Origin of the sequence: Paenibacillus tyrphae, from assembly GCF_024158745.1 — a bacterium.
Classification (GTDB): domain Bacteria; phylum Bacillota; class Bacilli; order Paenibacillales; family NBRC-103111; genus Paenibacillus_G; species Paenibacillus_G tyrfis_A.
This window is the reverse complement of the sequence record NZ_JAMZAW010000003.1, coordinates 134086-150485: the sequence shown is the minus strand read 5'-3', so window position 1 is coordinate 150485 and position 16400 is coordinate 134086. Positions and strand designations below refer to the sequence as shown.

11 protein-coding genes and 1 other annotated feature are annotated in these 16400 nt (G+C 57.5%); of the genes, 9 read left to right on the top strand and 2 right to left on the bottom strand.

The features are described from left to right. Position 1 precedes the first annotated feature (1 nt). Positions 2 to 1447, top strand: coding sequence for a protoporphyrinogen oxidase (hemY, locus tag NI000_RS05875; protein ID WP_253408636.1), 1446 nt, complete (start codon positions 2 to 4; stop codon positions 1445 to 1447). A 16-nt stretch (positions 1448 to 1463) separates the two neighbouring features. Further along, positions 1464 to 2765, top strand: coding sequence for a glutamate-1-semialdehyde 2,1-aminomutase (hemL, locus tag NI000_RS05870; RefSeq protein ID WP_253408634.1), 1302 nt, complete (start codon positions 1464 to 1466; stop codon positions 2763 to 2765). 90 nt (positions 2766 to 2855) lie between these two features. On the opposite strand, the gene NI000_RS05865 is transcribed toward hemL, so the two are convergent. Then, positions 2856 to 4520 (bottom strand): phosphodiester glycosidase family protein, encoded by a 1665-nt coding sequence (locus NI000_RS05865; RefSeq protein WP_253408632.1) that lies wholly within the window; start codon positions 4518 to 4520, stop codon positions 2856 to 2858. A gap of 271 nt (positions 4521 to 4791) precedes the next feature. Between NI000_RS05865 and NI000_RS05860 the strand changes: the two genes are divergently transcribed. The 7 genes from NI000_RS05860 to NI000_RS05830 all read left to right on the top strand — a co-directional run bounded on the left by NI000_RS05860 (position 4792) and on the right by NI000_RS05830 (position 14907). After that, complete coding sequence (locus NI000_RS05860; protein ID WP_253408630.1) at positions 4792 to 4959, top strand: hypothetical protein; 168 nt, start codon at positions 4792 to 4794, stop codon at positions 4957 to 4959. After that, positions 4956 to 5828: an RluA family pseudouridine synthase gene (locus tag NI000_RS05855; RefSeq protein ID WP_253408628.1), complete on the top strand. Its 873-nt coding sequence runs from the start codon at positions 4956 to 4958 to the stop codon at positions 5826 to 5828. Before NI000_RS05860 ends, NI000_RS05855 begins: the two co-directional genes overlap by 4 nt. A 115-nt stretch (positions 5829 to 5943) precedes the next feature. Further along, positions 5944 to 7422 carry a LysM peptidoglycan-binding domain-containing protein gene (locus NI000_RS05850; protein ID WP_253408626.1) on the top strand — a complete coding sequence of 493 codons (1479 nt, stop codon included), beginning with the start codon at positions 5944 to 5946 and terminating at the stop codon, positions 7420 to 7422. Between the two features lie 119 nt (positions 7423 to 7541). Continuing rightward, positions 7542 to 7793: a binding site (T-box leader), on the top strand. A gap of 188 nt (positions 7794 to 7981) precedes the next feature. After that, the gene (locus tag NI000_RS05845) at positions 7982 to 10651 is read left to right on the top strand and encodes a valine--tRNA ligase (RefSeq protein ID WP_253408624.1); all 2670 of its coding nucleotides are present in this window, start codon (positions 7982 to 7984) and stop codon (positions 10649 to 10651) included. Between the two features lie 6 nt (positions 10652 to 10657). Further along, on the top strand, positions 10658 to 12037 hold the full coding sequence (locus NI000_RS05840; protein WP_253408622.1) for a bifunctional folylpolyglutamate synthase/dihydrofolate synthase: 1380 nt from the start codon (positions 10658 to 10660) through the stop codon (positions 12035 to 12037). A gap of 8 nt (positions 12038 to 12045) precedes the next feature. Then, the gene (murC, locus tag NI000_RS05835) at positions 12046 to 13425 is read left to right on the top strand and encodes a UDP-N-acetylmuramate--L-alanine ligase (RefSeq protein ID WP_253408620.1); all 1380 of its coding nucleotides are present in this window, start codon (positions 12046 to 12048) and stop codon (positions 13423 to 13425) included. Between the two features lie 177 nt (positions 13426 to 13602). Next, positions 13603 to 14907 (top strand): hypothetical protein, encoded by a 1305-nt coding sequence (locus NI000_RS05830; RefSeq protein ID WP_253408618.1) that lies wholly within the window; start codon positions 13603 to 13605, stop codon positions 14905 to 14907. 99 nt (positions 14908 to 15006) lie between these two features. On the opposite strand, the gene NI000_RS05825 is transcribed toward NI000_RS05830, so the two are convergent. Beyond that, entirely contained in the window at positions 15007 to 16341 is a 1335-nt protein-coding gene (locus NI000_RS05825; protein ID WP_253408616.1) for an N-acetylmuramoyl-L-alanine amidase, read from the bottom strand. Positions 16342 to 16400: the final 59 nt, after the last annotated feature.

The window sequence follows — 16400 nt, the reverse complement described above, 5'->3', positions numbered from 1 at the left end:
GATGGAGGAGAACCGAAGTCCGAAACATGTGGTTATCGTTGGCGGCGGGATTACGGGCTTGAGCGCCGCTTTTTACTTAAAGCAAAGCATCGAGACGTCCGCTGCCCCGTTGAAAATTACCATCATGGAAAAGAGCGATTCGTTCGGGGGCAAAATTCAAACGCTGAAGCGCGACGGGTTCGTCATTGAGAAGGGGCCGGATTCGTTTCTGGCCCGCAAGCTTCCAATGGTCGAGCTGACTCGCGAATTAGGTTTAGAGGATCAATTGACCGGTATGAATCCGGACTCCCGGAAAACGTATATTTTGTCCGGCGGCAAGCTGCACCGGATGCCTCCCGGCCTGATGCTCGGCATACCGACCCAAATGGGGCCGTTCATGCGCACGGGACTGCTTTCATTGGGCGGCAAGCTCAGGGCGGCCATGGATTTGGTACTGCCGAAGCGGACGTCGCCCGAGGACGAGTCGCTCGGGCATTTCCTGGAGCGCCGGCTAGGTGTGGAAGTGCTCGGTCAGATCGCTGAGCCGCTGCTGGCGGGCATTTATGCCGGAAATACGTACAATTTGAGCTTGCGGGCGACCTTCCCGCAATTTCATGCGATTGAGCAGAAGCATCGCAGCTTGATCCTAGGCATGATGAAGAACCGCAAGACAGGCGGAGAAGAAAGCCGTACGCTTCCCGAGGTGGCGCGCAATACGATGTTTCTTTCCTATAAGGAAGGGCTTGAAACGATCGTTCACGGCTTAATCGATGCGCTCGACAACGTGCGGTTCGTCAAGCAGTGCGGAGTGGACCGGATCGAGCGGACCGACGACGTATACCGCGTGATCCGCGAAGACGGTTCGGTAGAGGAAGCGGACGGAGTGATCGTGGCGCTGCCGGCTCACGGCATCTCCAAGCTGCTCGGCTCGTCGGTTCCTGAGGTCAAAGAGCTGGACCGGATCGAGTACGTGTCCGTTGCCAACGTGATTCTCGCCTTTGACGAGAAAGAGCTTGGACGCGAGCTTGACGGTTCGGGCTTCCTCGTCCCGAGACGGGAAGGGCGTTTCATTACCGCATGTACGTGGACGTCCAAAAAGTGGCTGCACACCGCACCAAGCGGCAAAGTGCTGATGCGCTGCTATATCGGACGTTCCGGCGACGAACGTTGGCAGGACATGTCGGAGGATGAGAACATTCGCGCGGTACGGCACGATTTGAAGGAAGTTATGGGGATTACGGCAGAGCCTTTGTTTACGGAAATGACGAAGCTGATGCATTCCATGCCGCAGTATCCGGTAGGTCATCTGGACCTTATTCGCGGGGTACGGCAGCGTTTGGCAGACAAAATGCCAGGCGTGCTGATTACCGGAGGCGCGTTTCATGGCGTCGGGCTGCCGGACTGCATTCGTCAAGGCAAGGAAGCGGCCAAGGAAATGACGGAGCGGCTGCAGTTATCCTCAAAATAGGTTAGGAGTGGAATGGATGAACGATCAGCGAAAACGTTCCGATGCGCGTTCGGCGCGGGCGTTCGAGGAAGCGAAGCAAGTGATTCCGGGCGGAGTTAACAGTCCGGTCCGCGCGTTTAAATCGGTTGGATTGACTCCCTTGTATATGCATAAAGGGAGCGGCTCGCACGTCTTCGATATCGACGGCAACGAATTTATCGATTACATCGGGTCTTGGGGCCCGCTCATTATGGGACATGCCCACCCGGAGGTCGTCGAAGCGATCAAACGGACCGCGGAGCTTGGTACGAGCTTCGGAGCGCCGACGGAGCTGGAAACCGAGATGGCAAAGCTGGTTATCGAAAGAATGCCTTCCATCGAACTCGTGCGGATGGTCAGCTCCGGGACGGAAGCGACGATGAGCGCTCTCCGGCTTGCCCGCGGCTATACCGGAAGGAGCAAAATCCTGAAGTTTGAAGGCTGTTACCACGGCCATGCCGACTCGCTGCTGATTAAAGCGGGTTCCGGGGTGGCCACCCTTGGACTGCCGGATAGCCCTGGCGTACCTGAAAGCGTAGCGGCCAACACGATTACGGTGCCGTACAACGATCTGGATTCGGTACGGATGGCTTTCGAGCATTTCGGCCAAGACATTGCCGCCGTTATTGTGGAGCCGGTTGCCGGAAATATGGGCGTTGTGCCGCCGCTTCCCGGATTCTTGGAAGGATTGCGGGAGCTCACGTCTTCCTACGGCAGTCTGCTGATCTTTGACGAGGTCATGACCGGCTTCCGCGTAGGCTTGAACAGCGCGCAAGGGCGATTTGGCATTACGCCGGATCTTACCTGTCTGGGTAAAGTTATCGGCGGAGGGCTGCCGGTCGGGGCATACGGAGGCAAACGGGAGATCATGGAGCGGATTGCTCCGTCAGGCCCGATTTACCAGGCTGGAACGTTATCCGGGAACCCGCTGGCGATGGCTGCGGGGTATGCGACGCTTAAGCTGCTGGGAGCACCTGGCGTTTATGAAGAGCTGGAACGCAAGTCCGCCCGTCTGGAAGCAGGAATGCTCCAAAATGCTCGGGAGCTGGGCGTTCCGATGACGATCAACCGGATCGGCTCCATGGTCTGTCCGTTCTTTACCGACCAACGGGTGACCGATTACGAAACCGCCAAACAATCGGATTTGAACAAATTCAACCGGTATTTTGGCTTGCTGCTCGACTACGGCGTCAGCATTCCGCCTTCCCAGTTCGAAGGCATGTTCGTTTCGGCGGCGCACTCCGACGACGATATCGAGGCGACGATCGAGGCACATTACCAAGCGCTCAAGCAGCTATAAGGTAAAAACGGACGGCACGTCCACTCCCGAAGGAGGGGAACGTGCCGTCCGTTTGTTTGTGTTTATGTTGCTACAGATGTATGTAAACGATCATGGTGTTTTGGCTGGCGGTACAGTTGTACCCGAGGCTGATTGACCTGACGCTTGCGTTTGATTTTGCTGAGGGGGTGGCGTCGGCGTTGTGGGCGGTGCAGTCGTCTCGGTCGTCTTGGGTGGTGTGCCGCTTCCAGTTCCTGGGGCCGAGGCTCCGGCGGAGGAGTTCGGAGCGGTTCCCGTAGAACCGTTCCCGCCTCCTCCTGCCGTACCGCTGCCTTGGGAAGAACCGGAGCCGGCAGCTCCGCTGCCGGTTCCTCCTTGGCCGGAAGTGCCGCCGTTCGGTGTTACCGACCCACTGCCCGTGCCCGTCGGCGGCGTATTGCCCTGGCCGCCGTCCGGCTTGCCGTGATCTGCCGTTCCTGTACCCGAACCGGAATTATTTCCCGTGCCGGGAACACCAGGCTTTTCGGTACCCGGCTCTTTGGTTGCATTGCCGCCGGATTTCGCGTTTTCGCCTTTCTCCGTACCCGTCTTACTCGTATCGTTCGTTTCCGGTTTATTCGTAGCCGGCTTGTTTGTTTCCGGTTTTGTATCGGTTTTTGTCTTTGTTTTATCGGTTTCCGTCTTCGTCTTATCCGTATCCGTCTTGGTAGCCGGTGTCGGGTTTTGCTGCTGCTTGGCCCGCTTTTCGGCCTGCTCGCGCAGGAAGTCGGGGTGGTCGTAAGAGCCGCCCGCATCGATTTTGTCGATGCCGTCCCAGACGCGGTCCGCTTTAACCGATGTCGGATCGTCGTAGACCAGGAACGCGTTGGGCAATCTGCGCTCGCCGTAGCGGCTCGATGGCTTGGTAAGCAGTTCCCCGTCGACAACGAGTTCGGACGAAGCGCCTCCGTCCAGGTTGCCTGCATTGACGCAGCCTTCTTCCAACAGAAGGTCCTGCACTTCCTTGAGCGTAGCGCCTACACTGTGCGCCTGCCGTCCGTCGATGACGATGAATATGACGGTGCCGTCCGCTTTTTGTCCGACAGCCGTTCGCGGTCCGCGGCCCCAGCCGCCGTCGCCACTTGTGATCAGCGGCTTGCCGTTGGCGATCAGACGCGGGTGGAATGAGACGGCGTCCGAGATGCCCATCTCGCGCAGCTCGAAAATATTGTATTTTCCGACAACGAGAATCCCTTCCTTCGTAAAGCCGACGATGTGCTGCGGAATGCTGCCGTCCTGATCCGTATAAATGACCTCGCCGCCGGAGATAATGGCGCCGAACGCCGCAAATCCGTTTCCGAGACCTTCCGGATCGTCGAAGCCGCCGCCATTGACGCCGGCCACCGCCCCTGTCCGCTTTACCATGGAGGTGATTCTCTCGCCTTCCCCGGATTTCGGAGGTGTCATGACACGGATTGTCTTGGGATCATAGACGTACATCTTCTTGCCTTGCCAAAATTTCCCTGAAATATCTTCGACCTTAATCAGTTCATCGATCGAACGGGCTTTACCCTGATGATTGCGAATTTTAATCAAGCTGCTGTCTTGCTTCTCGCGCGCGGCTTCTTCGTTGAAGTCCTGCAATCGCTTGACCATCAAATCACGCTGCTCCGCGCCGACGAAAATCCATGCCCAGCTCCGGTGCTGCGTCGTAATGACCGTTTCCGCGAGCCACTCCCTGATCTGGCCTCCCGGCGGGGTCAGAAATAAAAAGCTGGACGTTAAAAAAGTCAACACCGTGAAATAAAAAAGCGCCTTTTTCCAACCACTCCATTGTCGTATCGCTTGCAGAGCCCTGCTCAATGTTTTAACCTCTCCCATGCATAAATTAAGGCATTTCGTGTCGATTTTTTTTACTTTTTTCCTATGCTATTCTATCATACGAAAAGAAGATTTAACAACTTTCGCTAGATTGTAAGATCCGGCGGAATTGGCATTGTAACCGCTTTGCGTTCGCTGTGAAGGATTGATAGAATGACCATAAACTATACATTTGGAGGAAGCGCTCATGTTAAATCGGTACAGCCTATTCGGTACCACGCTCGAATTGATCGTTGTGGCGGGCGTGTTTTTCATTTTGTTTGCAGGAATCGTTCTGACAGCATGGCTGCAATGGGGACGCCGGAAGAAACGGGCGGCATCCGAAGCGGGCCAATCCAAGAGGCGGCTGCCATGACCGCATGGCGCCGCAAAGGCCAGTGGTTGGAATGGACGGCGAGCGCCGAGCCTTCGACTTTGGAGGAAGTAAAGGCGTTACTGCCGGATGCGATCGACGAACGAACGCTGAAGAAGCTTTGGAATGTCTCGGGCGTCGAAATCCAGGGACGCCGCATTTTGCTGCGGCTGTTCCCCGAGGAATCGCTGCAATATATGCCGGAATGGACGGGGATAGAAGTATTGTTCGAAGACGACTTTTGTCTCGTGGCGGATAAGCCGGCCGGGATGAAAGTGCATCCGACCGGGGAATCGGAGGGCGGAACGTTGCTCCATGCGGTCGGCTGGCATCTGGAGTCGACGGGACAGTCGTGCCGGCCCCGGCACATTCACCGGCTTGACGAAGATACGACCGGTCCGGTGCTGATGGCCAAGGGTCCATGGGCGCAGGTCCGATTGGACGAAGCGATGCGGGAAAAAAAGATAGAGCGGACCTATGTGGCCCTGGTACACGGGCGCCTCTCTCCGAACCGCGGCCGTGTGGATGCGCCCATCGGCAGGGACCGGCATCACGCGACACGCCGGCGCGTTTCTCCCGGGGGCGAGCGGGCCGTTACCCATTACGAGGTCGTGGAGTCTTATCGTTCCGCGACGCTTGTGCGGCTCCGGCTCGAAACCGGACGGACGCATCAGATTCGCGTTCATCTAAGCCATCTGGGTCATCCGCTGATCGGCGACACGCTGTACGGCGGACGAAACGAGGGCATGGATAGACAGGCGCTGCACGGCGAGCGGCTGACGTTTCCCCATCCGTGGAGCGGCGAAAGCATCGAAGTGCAGTCCCCGTGGCCCCCGGACTTTGCTGCGTTGAATGAGCGATTGAAAAAATAGTAGTCATGCTCCTCCTCCTGAAGCCATATAAATTGTAGAGACGAAGGCATAGGGCCATCTTTCTTTTTATGGTTATATCAGAATTTCGAACTCGCCGGAGCCGATGCGGGATTCTGTGGAAAAGGCAGGAATTACGGAGGGAGGATTTACATTGACGACGCAGCATAACGGATTACGCTTCGACATTTACGAGCGCGTGCATTTGTCCGAAGGGGCGATCGGCATTCAAGACTTGGAGGGGGTGGAGCTTGTTCCCCATATTCAGGTCATTCCGCAAGGGGACCAAGCCCTGCTTCGCGGCAATCTGTTTTTGACCGGGACCTTTATCGATGAGCTGGGCCGCAGCGATCAGACGTTGGAGCATCTGATACCGGTAGAGATTACGCTGCCGATGAACCGCGTTCAACGGATGGAGGATATCGCCGTCGAAATCGAAAATTTTGACGTCGATCTGCTGTCATCCCGCAGCTTGAACATTACGGGAGTGCTGTCGCTTGCCGGTCTGGAGCTTGTGTCGGAGGCGGATCAGGAGGCTTGGCGGGAAACGGAAAACGAAGTGGTGTTCGTTCACGAAGCCCGCGCCCCGCATACGGTTACTCTTGCGGAAGCGGCGGATGAGCCGTTCGGGGACGTTTCCAGCTTTTTCGATTCGGCGGACCAAGCTCCGGATGAAACGGAATCTTGGGAACTGCGAAGCGAGAAGGTGGGACCGACGAGCAAGCTGCCAACGGGGCCGCAGGCACAGAGCGTACCGCAGCCTGCGCCGAACGCGTTTCAAGCGGCCCAGCAGAACGTACCGCAGCCTGCGCCGAACGCGTTCCAAGCGGCCCAGCAGAGCGTACCGCAGCCTGCACCGAATGTGTTTCAAGCGGCCCAGCAGAACGTGCCGCAGCCTGCGCCGAATGTGTTTCAAGCGGCCCAGCAGAACGTGCCGCAGCCTACGCCGAATGTGTTTCAAGCGGCCCAGCAGAACGTGCCGCAGCCTACGCCGAAAATGTTCCAAGCGGCCCAGCAGAACGTGCCGCAGCCTACGCCGAACATGTTCCAGGCAGCCCAGCAGAATGTGCCGCAGCCTGTGCCGAATGTAAATCCGGCTCCGCTGTCTGTGAAGGAGGCGGCAAAAGGTCCGGAGACTTTCAAGCCGCAGGAAGCGCAAAAAAAGCCAGAAGCTCCGACCGCCCAATCCTTCGGTGATCTTAACCCGACTGCGGCGCCGGATAAAGATCTGAAGGTAGGCATGGGCAGCAAAAAAACGCCCGAGCCGTCTACAGCGCCCGCACCGCTTTACAAATCGTTCGGACTGTCCAACTTGTTTAACCCTGGGTCTTCCCAAAAGGAAAAGCGCGACCCGGAAGAAACGTTTGGGGAAGAATCGGAGTCCATAGCGGAGAAGGTGGAATGGAAAAACCTTCTGCTCACTTCCAAAGGCGAAGAGCAGGGGTTCAAAAGGCTCCGGCTGTGCATCGTGCAAAAGGAAGAGACACTGGAGTCCATCGCTAAGCGCTACGATCTGAACCCTCGCGAAATCGCGCTTTATAACCGCCTCGGAGATAATGAAGTATCCGAAGGGCAGATCGTGTATATCCCGAAATGAAGCCGTTTTTACAAAAATTCCCTCGGCCGAGCCAAAACAGGCTTGACCGGGGGGGTTTTTGGTTATACTTGTATTGACTCTGTCCTGACTATTGTTTATCATAGTACGCATAGATGCAAGCAAAAACGCGGAAAGGGAATAGTAGACAGCGAACCCTTCAGAGAGCGGAGCCGGCAAGAGCTGGAAGGTTCCGCAGGATGTACCTGTCGAAGTCGCCCCGGAGTTGTCGAATTGAAAGCGGAAGCTCTAGATTCGGCCGGTCACAGCCGTTATCTGTTCGAGTGCCGCACGGACGAAGGGAAGCCTCAGCTTCTCGGAGCACGGGCGGAATAAAGGTGGTACCACGGAAGCGAGAGCCTTTCGTCCTTTGCGGCGGAAGGCTTTTATTTGTTTGTCGCCACTTCTCCGGCATAGAAACATCTCTCCGGTCTCTGTCGCACCGGGTAAGCCGGATTTAAAGAAGATCGCTGCGCTCCTGCAGGTGATATTTCTCCGATGGTACTGTAAGGCTGAACACTCAAAACAAACCCACAATTATGTGCACTTGGAGGTTGCAGTGATGGAAGAAACCAAACAAGCGGCGCCGGAAACGGCTATGCCGACAACCTACGATCCGAAGGAAGCCGAGCAAAAGTGGTACGATTACTGGCTCAAAGGACAATACTTTAAAGCGGGGCAGCGTCAGGATGCGAAGCCGTATACGATGGTTATTCCGCCTCCGAACGTTACCGGAATGCTGCATATCGGCCATGCGCTCGATTTTACGCTTCAGGATATTATGGCGCGGACCAAGCGGATGCAGGGATATGACGCCCTGTGGCTTCCCGGCTCCGATCATGCGGGCATCGCAACGCAGACCAAGGTGGAGCAGAAGCTCCGCGAGGAAGGCGTGACGCGGTACGATCTCGGCCGTGAGAAGTTTCTGGAAAAGGTGTGGGAATGGAAGGAGCATTACGCCGAAACAATCCGCGAGCAGTGGGCCAAAATGGGCTTCTCGCTCGACTATTCCCGCGAACGGTTCACGCTGGACGAAGGGCTGTCCAAGGCGGTGCGCGAAGTATTCGTTCGCTTGTACGAAAAAGGGCTGATTTACCGCGGCAAATATATCATCAACTGGGACCCGGCCGCCCGCACGGCGCTTTCCGACATTGAAGTCGAATACAAAGAGGTGCAGGGCGCGCTGTATCATTTGAAATATCCGGTGAAGGACAGCGATGAATTCATCGTCGTGGCAACCACCCGTCCGGAAACGATGCTCGGGGATACGGCCGTCGCGGTGCATCCGGAGGATGAGCGCTACAAGCACCTGATCGGCAAAACGCTTGTGCTTCCGATCATCGGCCGCGAAATTCCGATCGTTGGCGACGAATATGTCGAGAAGGATTTCGGCAGCGGCGCGGTGAAAATTACTCCGGCGCACGACCCGAACGATTTCGAGGTAGGCAGACGCCACGATCTTCCGCAGGTGCTTGTGATGGACGAATCCGGCAAAATGAACGAAAATGCCGGCAAGTATCAGGGCATGGACCGCTTCGACTGCCGCAAGCAGATTGTGGCGGACATGAAGGAGCTCGGCGTGCTGATCAAAATCGAGGAACACGTGCATCAGGTCGGCCACAGCGAGCGCAGCGGCGCCGTCGTGGAGCCGTACTTGTCCACGCAGTGGTTCGTTAAAATGAAGCCGCTCGCCGAGCGCGCGATTGAAGCGCAGAAGTCGGGCCAAGGCGCCAACTTCGTACCGGACCGCTTCGAAAAAATTTATTTGCATTGGATCGAAAACATTCGCGACTGGTGCATTTCCCGCCAGCTGTGGTGGGGCCACCGCATTCCGGCCTGGTACTGCGGCGATTGCGGCGAAATGACCGTCTCCCGCGAGGATGCTTCCGTATGTCCGCATTGCGGCGGCACGCATCTGACTCAGGATAACGACGTGCTGGACACCTGGTTCAGCTCCGCGCTGTGGCCGTTCTCTACGCTCGGCTGGCCGGAGCAGACGGAAGATCTGAAGCGTTATTACCCGACCGATCTGCTCGTGACGGGCTACGATATTATTTATTTCTGGGTGGCGCGGATGATTTTCAGCGGGCTCGAATATACGGATCAAATTCCGTTCAAAGACGTGCTGATTCACGGGCTCGTCCGCGACGCGGAAGGACGCAAAATGTCCAAGTCGCTCGGCAACGGCGTCGATCCGCTTGAAGTGATCGAAAAGTACGGCGCCGACGCCATGCGCTTTATGATTTCCACCGGCTCCACGCCGGGACAGGATCTCCGCTTCCGCTGGGAAAAAGTCGAGCAGGCGCGCAACTTTGCCAATAAAATTTGGAACGCTTCGCGCTTCGTCCTGATGAATCTGGGTGATTTCAAAGCGTCGGATATCGATCTGAGCGGCGAGCTCGGTACGGCCGACCGTTGGATTTTGCACCGCTTGAACGAAACCGTCCGCGAAGTGACCCGACTGATCGATGCGTATGAATTCGGCGAAACCGGACGTTTGCTTTACAATTTCATTTGGGACGATCTGTGCGACTGGTATATCGAATTCAGCAAGCTGTCCTTGTACGGCAGTGACGAAGCGGCGAAGAAAACGACGAAATCGGTTCTGGCCTACGTGCTGGACCGCACGCAGCGCTTGATTCACCCGTTCATGCCGTTTATTAGCGAGGAAATTTGGCAGCATCTGCCTCATGAAGGCGAGACGATTACGCTCGCGGCGTGGCCGACGTTTGAGACGCGTTTTGAAGCGGCGGACGCGGTGCGCGAGATGGAGCTGCTGATGGACATCATCCGGACAGTGCGCAATATTCGTGCAGAAGTGAACGTGCCGATGAGCAAAAAGGTCGAGCTGCTCGTGAAGCCGGCCGGCGAAGAGGCGCTGGCTATTCTGAAGCGCAACGAAGAATACGTGCAGCGTTTCTGCAACACGTCCGCGCTCTCCATCGAGCTTGGGCTCGCAACGCCGGACAAAGCGATGACGGGTATCGTGACCGGGGTGGAGCTGTTCTTGCCGCTTGCGGGGCTGATCGACATTGCCCAGGAAATAGCGCGTCTGGAAAAAGAGCTTACTACGCTGCACGGCGAAGTGGACCGGATCGAGAAGAAGCTGGCCAACCAAGGCTTCGTTGCCAAAGCGCCGGCCAAAGTCATCGACGAGGAGAAAGCCAAGCTCGCCGATTATGCGGACAAACGGGATAAAGTGTCGGCCCGGCTGGTCGAACTGAGAGGATGAGCCATCATGAGCGAAGCACAGCTAAGCGTTAACGAAGGGCCGTTCCGGACGGCCCGGGAAGCGATCGACTGGGTTATCCGGTTTATTCCTCTGGCGGGAATTAAGCCGGGGCTGGAGCGGATGGAGCGGCTAATGGAGCTGCTCGACCATCCTCACCGGCGTCTCAAATTTATTCATGTCGCCGGTACGAACGGCAAGGGATCGGTTTGCGCCTATTTGACCGAAGTGATCCGCACATGCGGCTACGACGTCGGGACGTTTACTTCTCCTTACATTGAAAGCTATAACGAGCGCATTCGTCTCAACGGGGTCAATATCCCGGACGAAGATCTGCTGAAGGTGATCAATAAAATCAAGCCGCTCGTCGATCAGGTTGCGGAGGAGTTCGGGCAGCCGTCGATGTTCGAGATCTCGACCGTGGTCGCGATCGAATATTTTGCCCGCACCGCTTATCCCGACTTCGTCGTCTGGGAAACGGGGCTCGGCGGACGGTTGGATTCGACGAATATCGTGACGCCGCTTGTCTCCGTCATTACGAATATCGGCCATGACCATATGGAGTTTCTCGGCGATACGCTGGAGAAAATCGCGGCCGAGAAGGCCGCTATTATTAAGGCGGGCGTCCCGGTCGTCAGCGCCGTGGAGCAGCCGGAGGTCGTCCGGGTCGTCGAGGAAGCGGCGAAGGCCAAAAACAGCACGCTTTATTTGCTGGACCGGGAGTTCCGTTACGAAACGATCTCGACCAAGGAAAACGAGCAGACGTTTCGGTTTACCGGCACATTCCGGCACATTCCGGACGTTGCCATCTCCATGAACGGCCCGCACCAGTTGAAAAACGCGGCGGTGGCGCTAATGACGCTTGAGGTGCTGCGGCAATATTATGCGCTGATCGTGGAAGACGAGGACTTGCTTCGCGCCATGAAAGCGGCGCAGTGGCCGGGGCGGCTGGAGATGGTATCGCAGGAGCCGCGCATTTTGATCGACGGCGCGCACAACCCCGAGGGAGCGGAGTCGCTTGCCGCTGCGCTGAAGGAAACGTATTCGTATAATAGGCTCCATTTTATGATGGGAATGCTGACGAACAAGAATCATACAGGCTATTTGAGGCATATACTACCAATAGTGGATACGCTTATCCTAACCGAGCCGAATTGGCTGAAAAAGGCCGCTGCCGAAGATCTGGCCGGACTGGCCAAATCGCTTCTGGCGGAGTGCGGGAGGCACGACGTGGAAGTGATCGTGGAACCCGATTGGAAGACGGGGCTGGAGCGGCTTAAACGCTTGACGGCACAGGACGACCTGGCTGTCGTCTCCGGCACGTTATATCTAATAGGGGACGTCCGTTCCTGGATCAAGCATCAATCCGATTCTGAAAAAGGCTGGTGAACGCAGGCGTGAATACATCGGAGCATATCCATTTTATCGGCATCGGCGGGTACGGCATGAGTGCGATTGCCAAGGTAATGCTGGAAATGGGCTACCAAGTTTCGGGATCCGATTTGGCGCAGCAGGAGCTGACGGAGAAACTTGCGGCCAAAGGGGCGCAAGTGTTCATCGGGCACGAGGCGCAAAATGTGAAAGGCGCGGACGTCGTCGTATATTCCACGGCTTTGGCCAAGGATAATGTCGAAATGGTGGCGGCAGAGGAATTGAACATTCCGATGCTGCACCGTTCGCAAATGCTGGCGAAACTGATGAACGCCAAAAAAGGCATCGCGGTTGCGGGCGCACACGGAAAGACGACCACGTCGTCGATGATTGCGCTCGTACTTGAGCGCTGCGGTTCGGACCCGACCTTCATCATCGGCGGGGAAATTATGAACGTAGGAAGCAACGCCAAGGCCGGTAAAGGCGATTGGGTCGTCGCGGAAGCGGACGAGAGCGACGGTTCGTTTTTGCAGTACCAACCTGCCATTGCCTTGGTGAATAATATTGAAGCCGATCATCTGGAAAACTACGACGGCAATTTTGAAAATTTGAAAAAAGCCTATGCGCAGTTTTTGAGCCAGGTGAAAGAGGACGGCAAGGCCGTCGTTTGCTTGGACGACCAATACTTGAAAGAGATGATCTCCAGCGTGAATAGCGAGGTCCTCACGTATGCGATCGAAGCGGAAGCGGATTTTACGGCTCGGAACATCGTTCTTGGCGACCGTAAAGTATCCTTCGATGTCATGCGCGGCGACGAGGCGCTCGGAACGATTCATCTGTCCGTACCGGGCAAGCATAACGTCTACAATGCGCTTGCTACGCTGATTACTTGCATGGAAGCGGGGTTGTCCTTCGACCGGATCGCGGAAGCGATTACCGAGTTTCGGGGGGCCAAGCGGCGTTTCCAGGTGCTCGGAGAAGTCAACGATATTCTGGTGATCGACGACTACGCGCATCATCCGACCGAAATCGAAGCGACGATCCAAGCGGCCAAAGCGACCGGCAAACGGATTGTCGCCGTATTTCAGCCTCAGCGGTACACGCGGACATACTTTTTGTTCGAGCAGTTCAGCCGCGCGTTTCCCGAGGCGGACGAAGTAATCATTACCGACATCTATTCGCCGGCGGGCGAGAAGCAGATCGAAGGTATCGATTCCGCGAAGCTCGTCGAGCTGATTCGTCAGAACAGCAACGCCAACGTGCGTTACGTCCCGACCAAGGAGCAGGTGCAGACCTATTTGCTGAAGTCGGTGCGTCCCGGAGATTTGGTGATTACGATGGGCGCAGGAGACATATGGAAAGCGGCGGCCGGTCTTGCCGAGGCATTGACGAAACGCTTGGCTTAGCAGTACAAAACGAGAAACCTCCGGAACGCCGTTCTTTTGAGCGGCGAAGCCGGAGGTTTTTTTTCGTGGAACCGCAGTGACGTTTATCCATTGGCTGTTGCGTTGACTGCGGTTCTATTTGCGGACCGATTCTCATAGTCTAGTAATACGAATATGGGACAAGGGAGAGCTGGCGCAATGAACAAGACCAAGATGACGTTTCGTTTCCACAAGGACGGGCAGAGGCAAGAACGGCAGGATACGGGGAGCGGGCCGCAGGTCATCCCCCTTCGATCGGAAGAATATACCGTCGTGGAGCAGCGGTCTGACGAAAGCCGTGAAGAGTCGGACAAGCTGCCGGTAGAGACCGGAAAAAGAAGAGGACCGATGTGGACCGGGCCTGCGCTTAACGAATATACGACCGATTTCGGCGGTTGGCAGAGCTCCTTTGAGACCGAGACGCACCGCGTGGAACAATTGATCCGCGAAACGGGCGGCGGGCGATCGTTCGATCCGGAAACGGGTTACGTCGAGCGGCCTGATCTGACCGACGGCATGGAGCGGACGCACCGGCCTTATACACAGGAGGAATCGGCCTATTTCAGGAGAACGCCGGGCAACGGCTCTTGGATTCGTATTACCGCTTCCGTCGCCGGTGCGGTTGTAACGGGCGTTGCGTTCGGCTTTTTGGTCTTGTCGATGTTTTCGGGCGGCACGGACTCCGGCAAAACAACGTCTCCGGGAGGCACGACGACAGCCCAGCAAGGGACGAAGGGAGCCGTGGCCGGCGGGGCGGCTTCTACAGGAGAGACGGCCGGTAAATTGGGCGCTGCGGATTCGGCAGCCCCGGCGAGCGGTTCGGCTATCGGCGTAGCGGTGCAGATCCCGGCGAAATCGTATGCCGTTCTGCAAGGCGGGGTATTCAGCAGCGCGCAGGGAGCGGAGGCCGCGGCTGCGGATTTTCGCAAAAAAGGGCTGGCAGGAGCAGTAGATGGGGGAGACAAGCACCCGGTCTATGTAGGAATGGCCGGAACCCGGGACGAAGCCCTGGGGCTGTCGCAAGCCTATCAACAAAAAAACATCGAGGTGATTGTCAAAACACTCGATTTGCCGGCGGTGACAAAAGTCAAATGGAACGGCAAGCAAGCGGATGTGTTTTCCAATTATATAGCGCAAGGGGATAAGCTTGTGAAGCTCGTCGCCGCACAAGCGATCACCCATGCGGCCGACGCCAAGCCGGAAGCGCTTGACGACAAGGCGCTTCAATCGATCAAGACGACGCATCAAAGCTGGTCCCAGACGGCTGCAGCCGTCAGCGACGGTCTGGGCGAAGCCGGGAAGAAGTCGCTGCCCAAAATGAACAATTCCTTGAATATGGCTTTGGCGTCGCTTGAGGAATACAAGAAGAACCCGTCCCAAGCCTTCCTGTGGCAGGCGCAAACGGCTGCAATGCAGTACGTCGTGGCGGAGAAGGAGCTGCTCCAAGCGGTTGCACTTCCTTAACCCACAGGCGGACATCCGCCGACGGGGCGCACGGAAAGAGCCGTCCGGACCGCTTTCGGTTCATTCGGACGGCTCTTTCCGTGGGTATAAAGGATTTGCTTACTTGCCGATTGAGGTCCGGCCGGGTGATGGCGGTTCAGGGGCAGTTTTTTTCGGCGTTGCGGGATCCGCCATGTAGCGGTCAACCAGCGCGGCGGCTTCCGCGCGCGTGATCAGCCGCTCCGGCTCAAAGCGCTCCGCCGTGACGCCGTCGATCCAGCCGGCCCGCTTCAGGCCGGCAATGGCACCCGCGGCCCAGAAGTCCGCCTTCACGTCCCGGAACGGCTGCTGCGTACCCGGAACCTGCGGCGCCTTCGCCAGCCGCTGAAACATCGCCGCCGCCTCCGCCCGGGTCACGGGCCGGTCGGGCCGCAGCGTGCCGTCGGGGTAGCCCTCCAGCACGCCGGCCTTCACCGCCCGGTCGAGGGCGGCGAAGGCCCAATACCCCGCGCTCGCGTCTCGATACGCGCCCGCGCCGGCCCCGGCCCCGGCGGCTCCGCAGCTCCCGCCACCGTCGCCGTAAACCCCGCCGGTGACCGTGCCGTCACCGGCGCAGGCGCTCCCTGCCGGCTTCGCCGCCGGCAGGTCGAACACCCGCCCGAGCAGCGTCGCCCACTCCGCTCTCGTCAGCATCCGGCCGGGCTCGAACCGCCCGCCGGTGCCTTCAACCACGCCTTGCGCTTTTAGCCGCAGGACGGCGTCCTGAGCCCAGTGTCCCCGAAGATCGGGGAACACGCTGTTTTGCGGCGATATGTACGATTCAATGCCACGGACAATGCCGAGCGCCATCGTCTGGCGCATCGACTCGCTGGCTAGCAGCTCTGCATCCGCTGCGTTCGAGAGAAACGCCGTCTCTACGAGAATGCTCGGAACGGTTCCCATCCGCACGACATATACCGCACTGGGAACGAGCCCTTTGTTGTCCAGCCCCGTCGTTTGGACGAAGGCATCCAGCACCTGCTGTGCCAGCTTGCGGCTCTCGGGTGTGAGCGCCTTCATCTCTTCGCTGGCAGGGTAGCTGCTCTGAGGATAGGCGTCGTCATAATAAAGCACCATGGCCCCGCGTGCGTCCGCATTAAAATACGAATTCGCATGAACGGAGACGAACAGATCGGGCTGCTGTCCATTGGTGAAGTCGACGCGTCCCTTAAGCGAAATAAAATCGTCGGTATCCCGGGACATGACCACCTCATAGCCTCGCTGGACAAGCAGGTCCCGCAGCCGGCGGGCAATGTCCAGGTTCACCGTTTTCTCCTGCAGGCCATTCACCCCGATGGCCCCGGAATCGGCTCCCCCATGTCCCGCATCGACGACAATTTTCGCAGCCGAGGCATGCCCCGGCAGCACCAGAAGGGCGAACGCAAGCAAAGCGGCCCGCATCCATGGCTTTCGCATCTTCCGGTCCACTCCTTCCTTGATCCGGTTTTTATTGTATTGGTATTTCTTGCATCAGG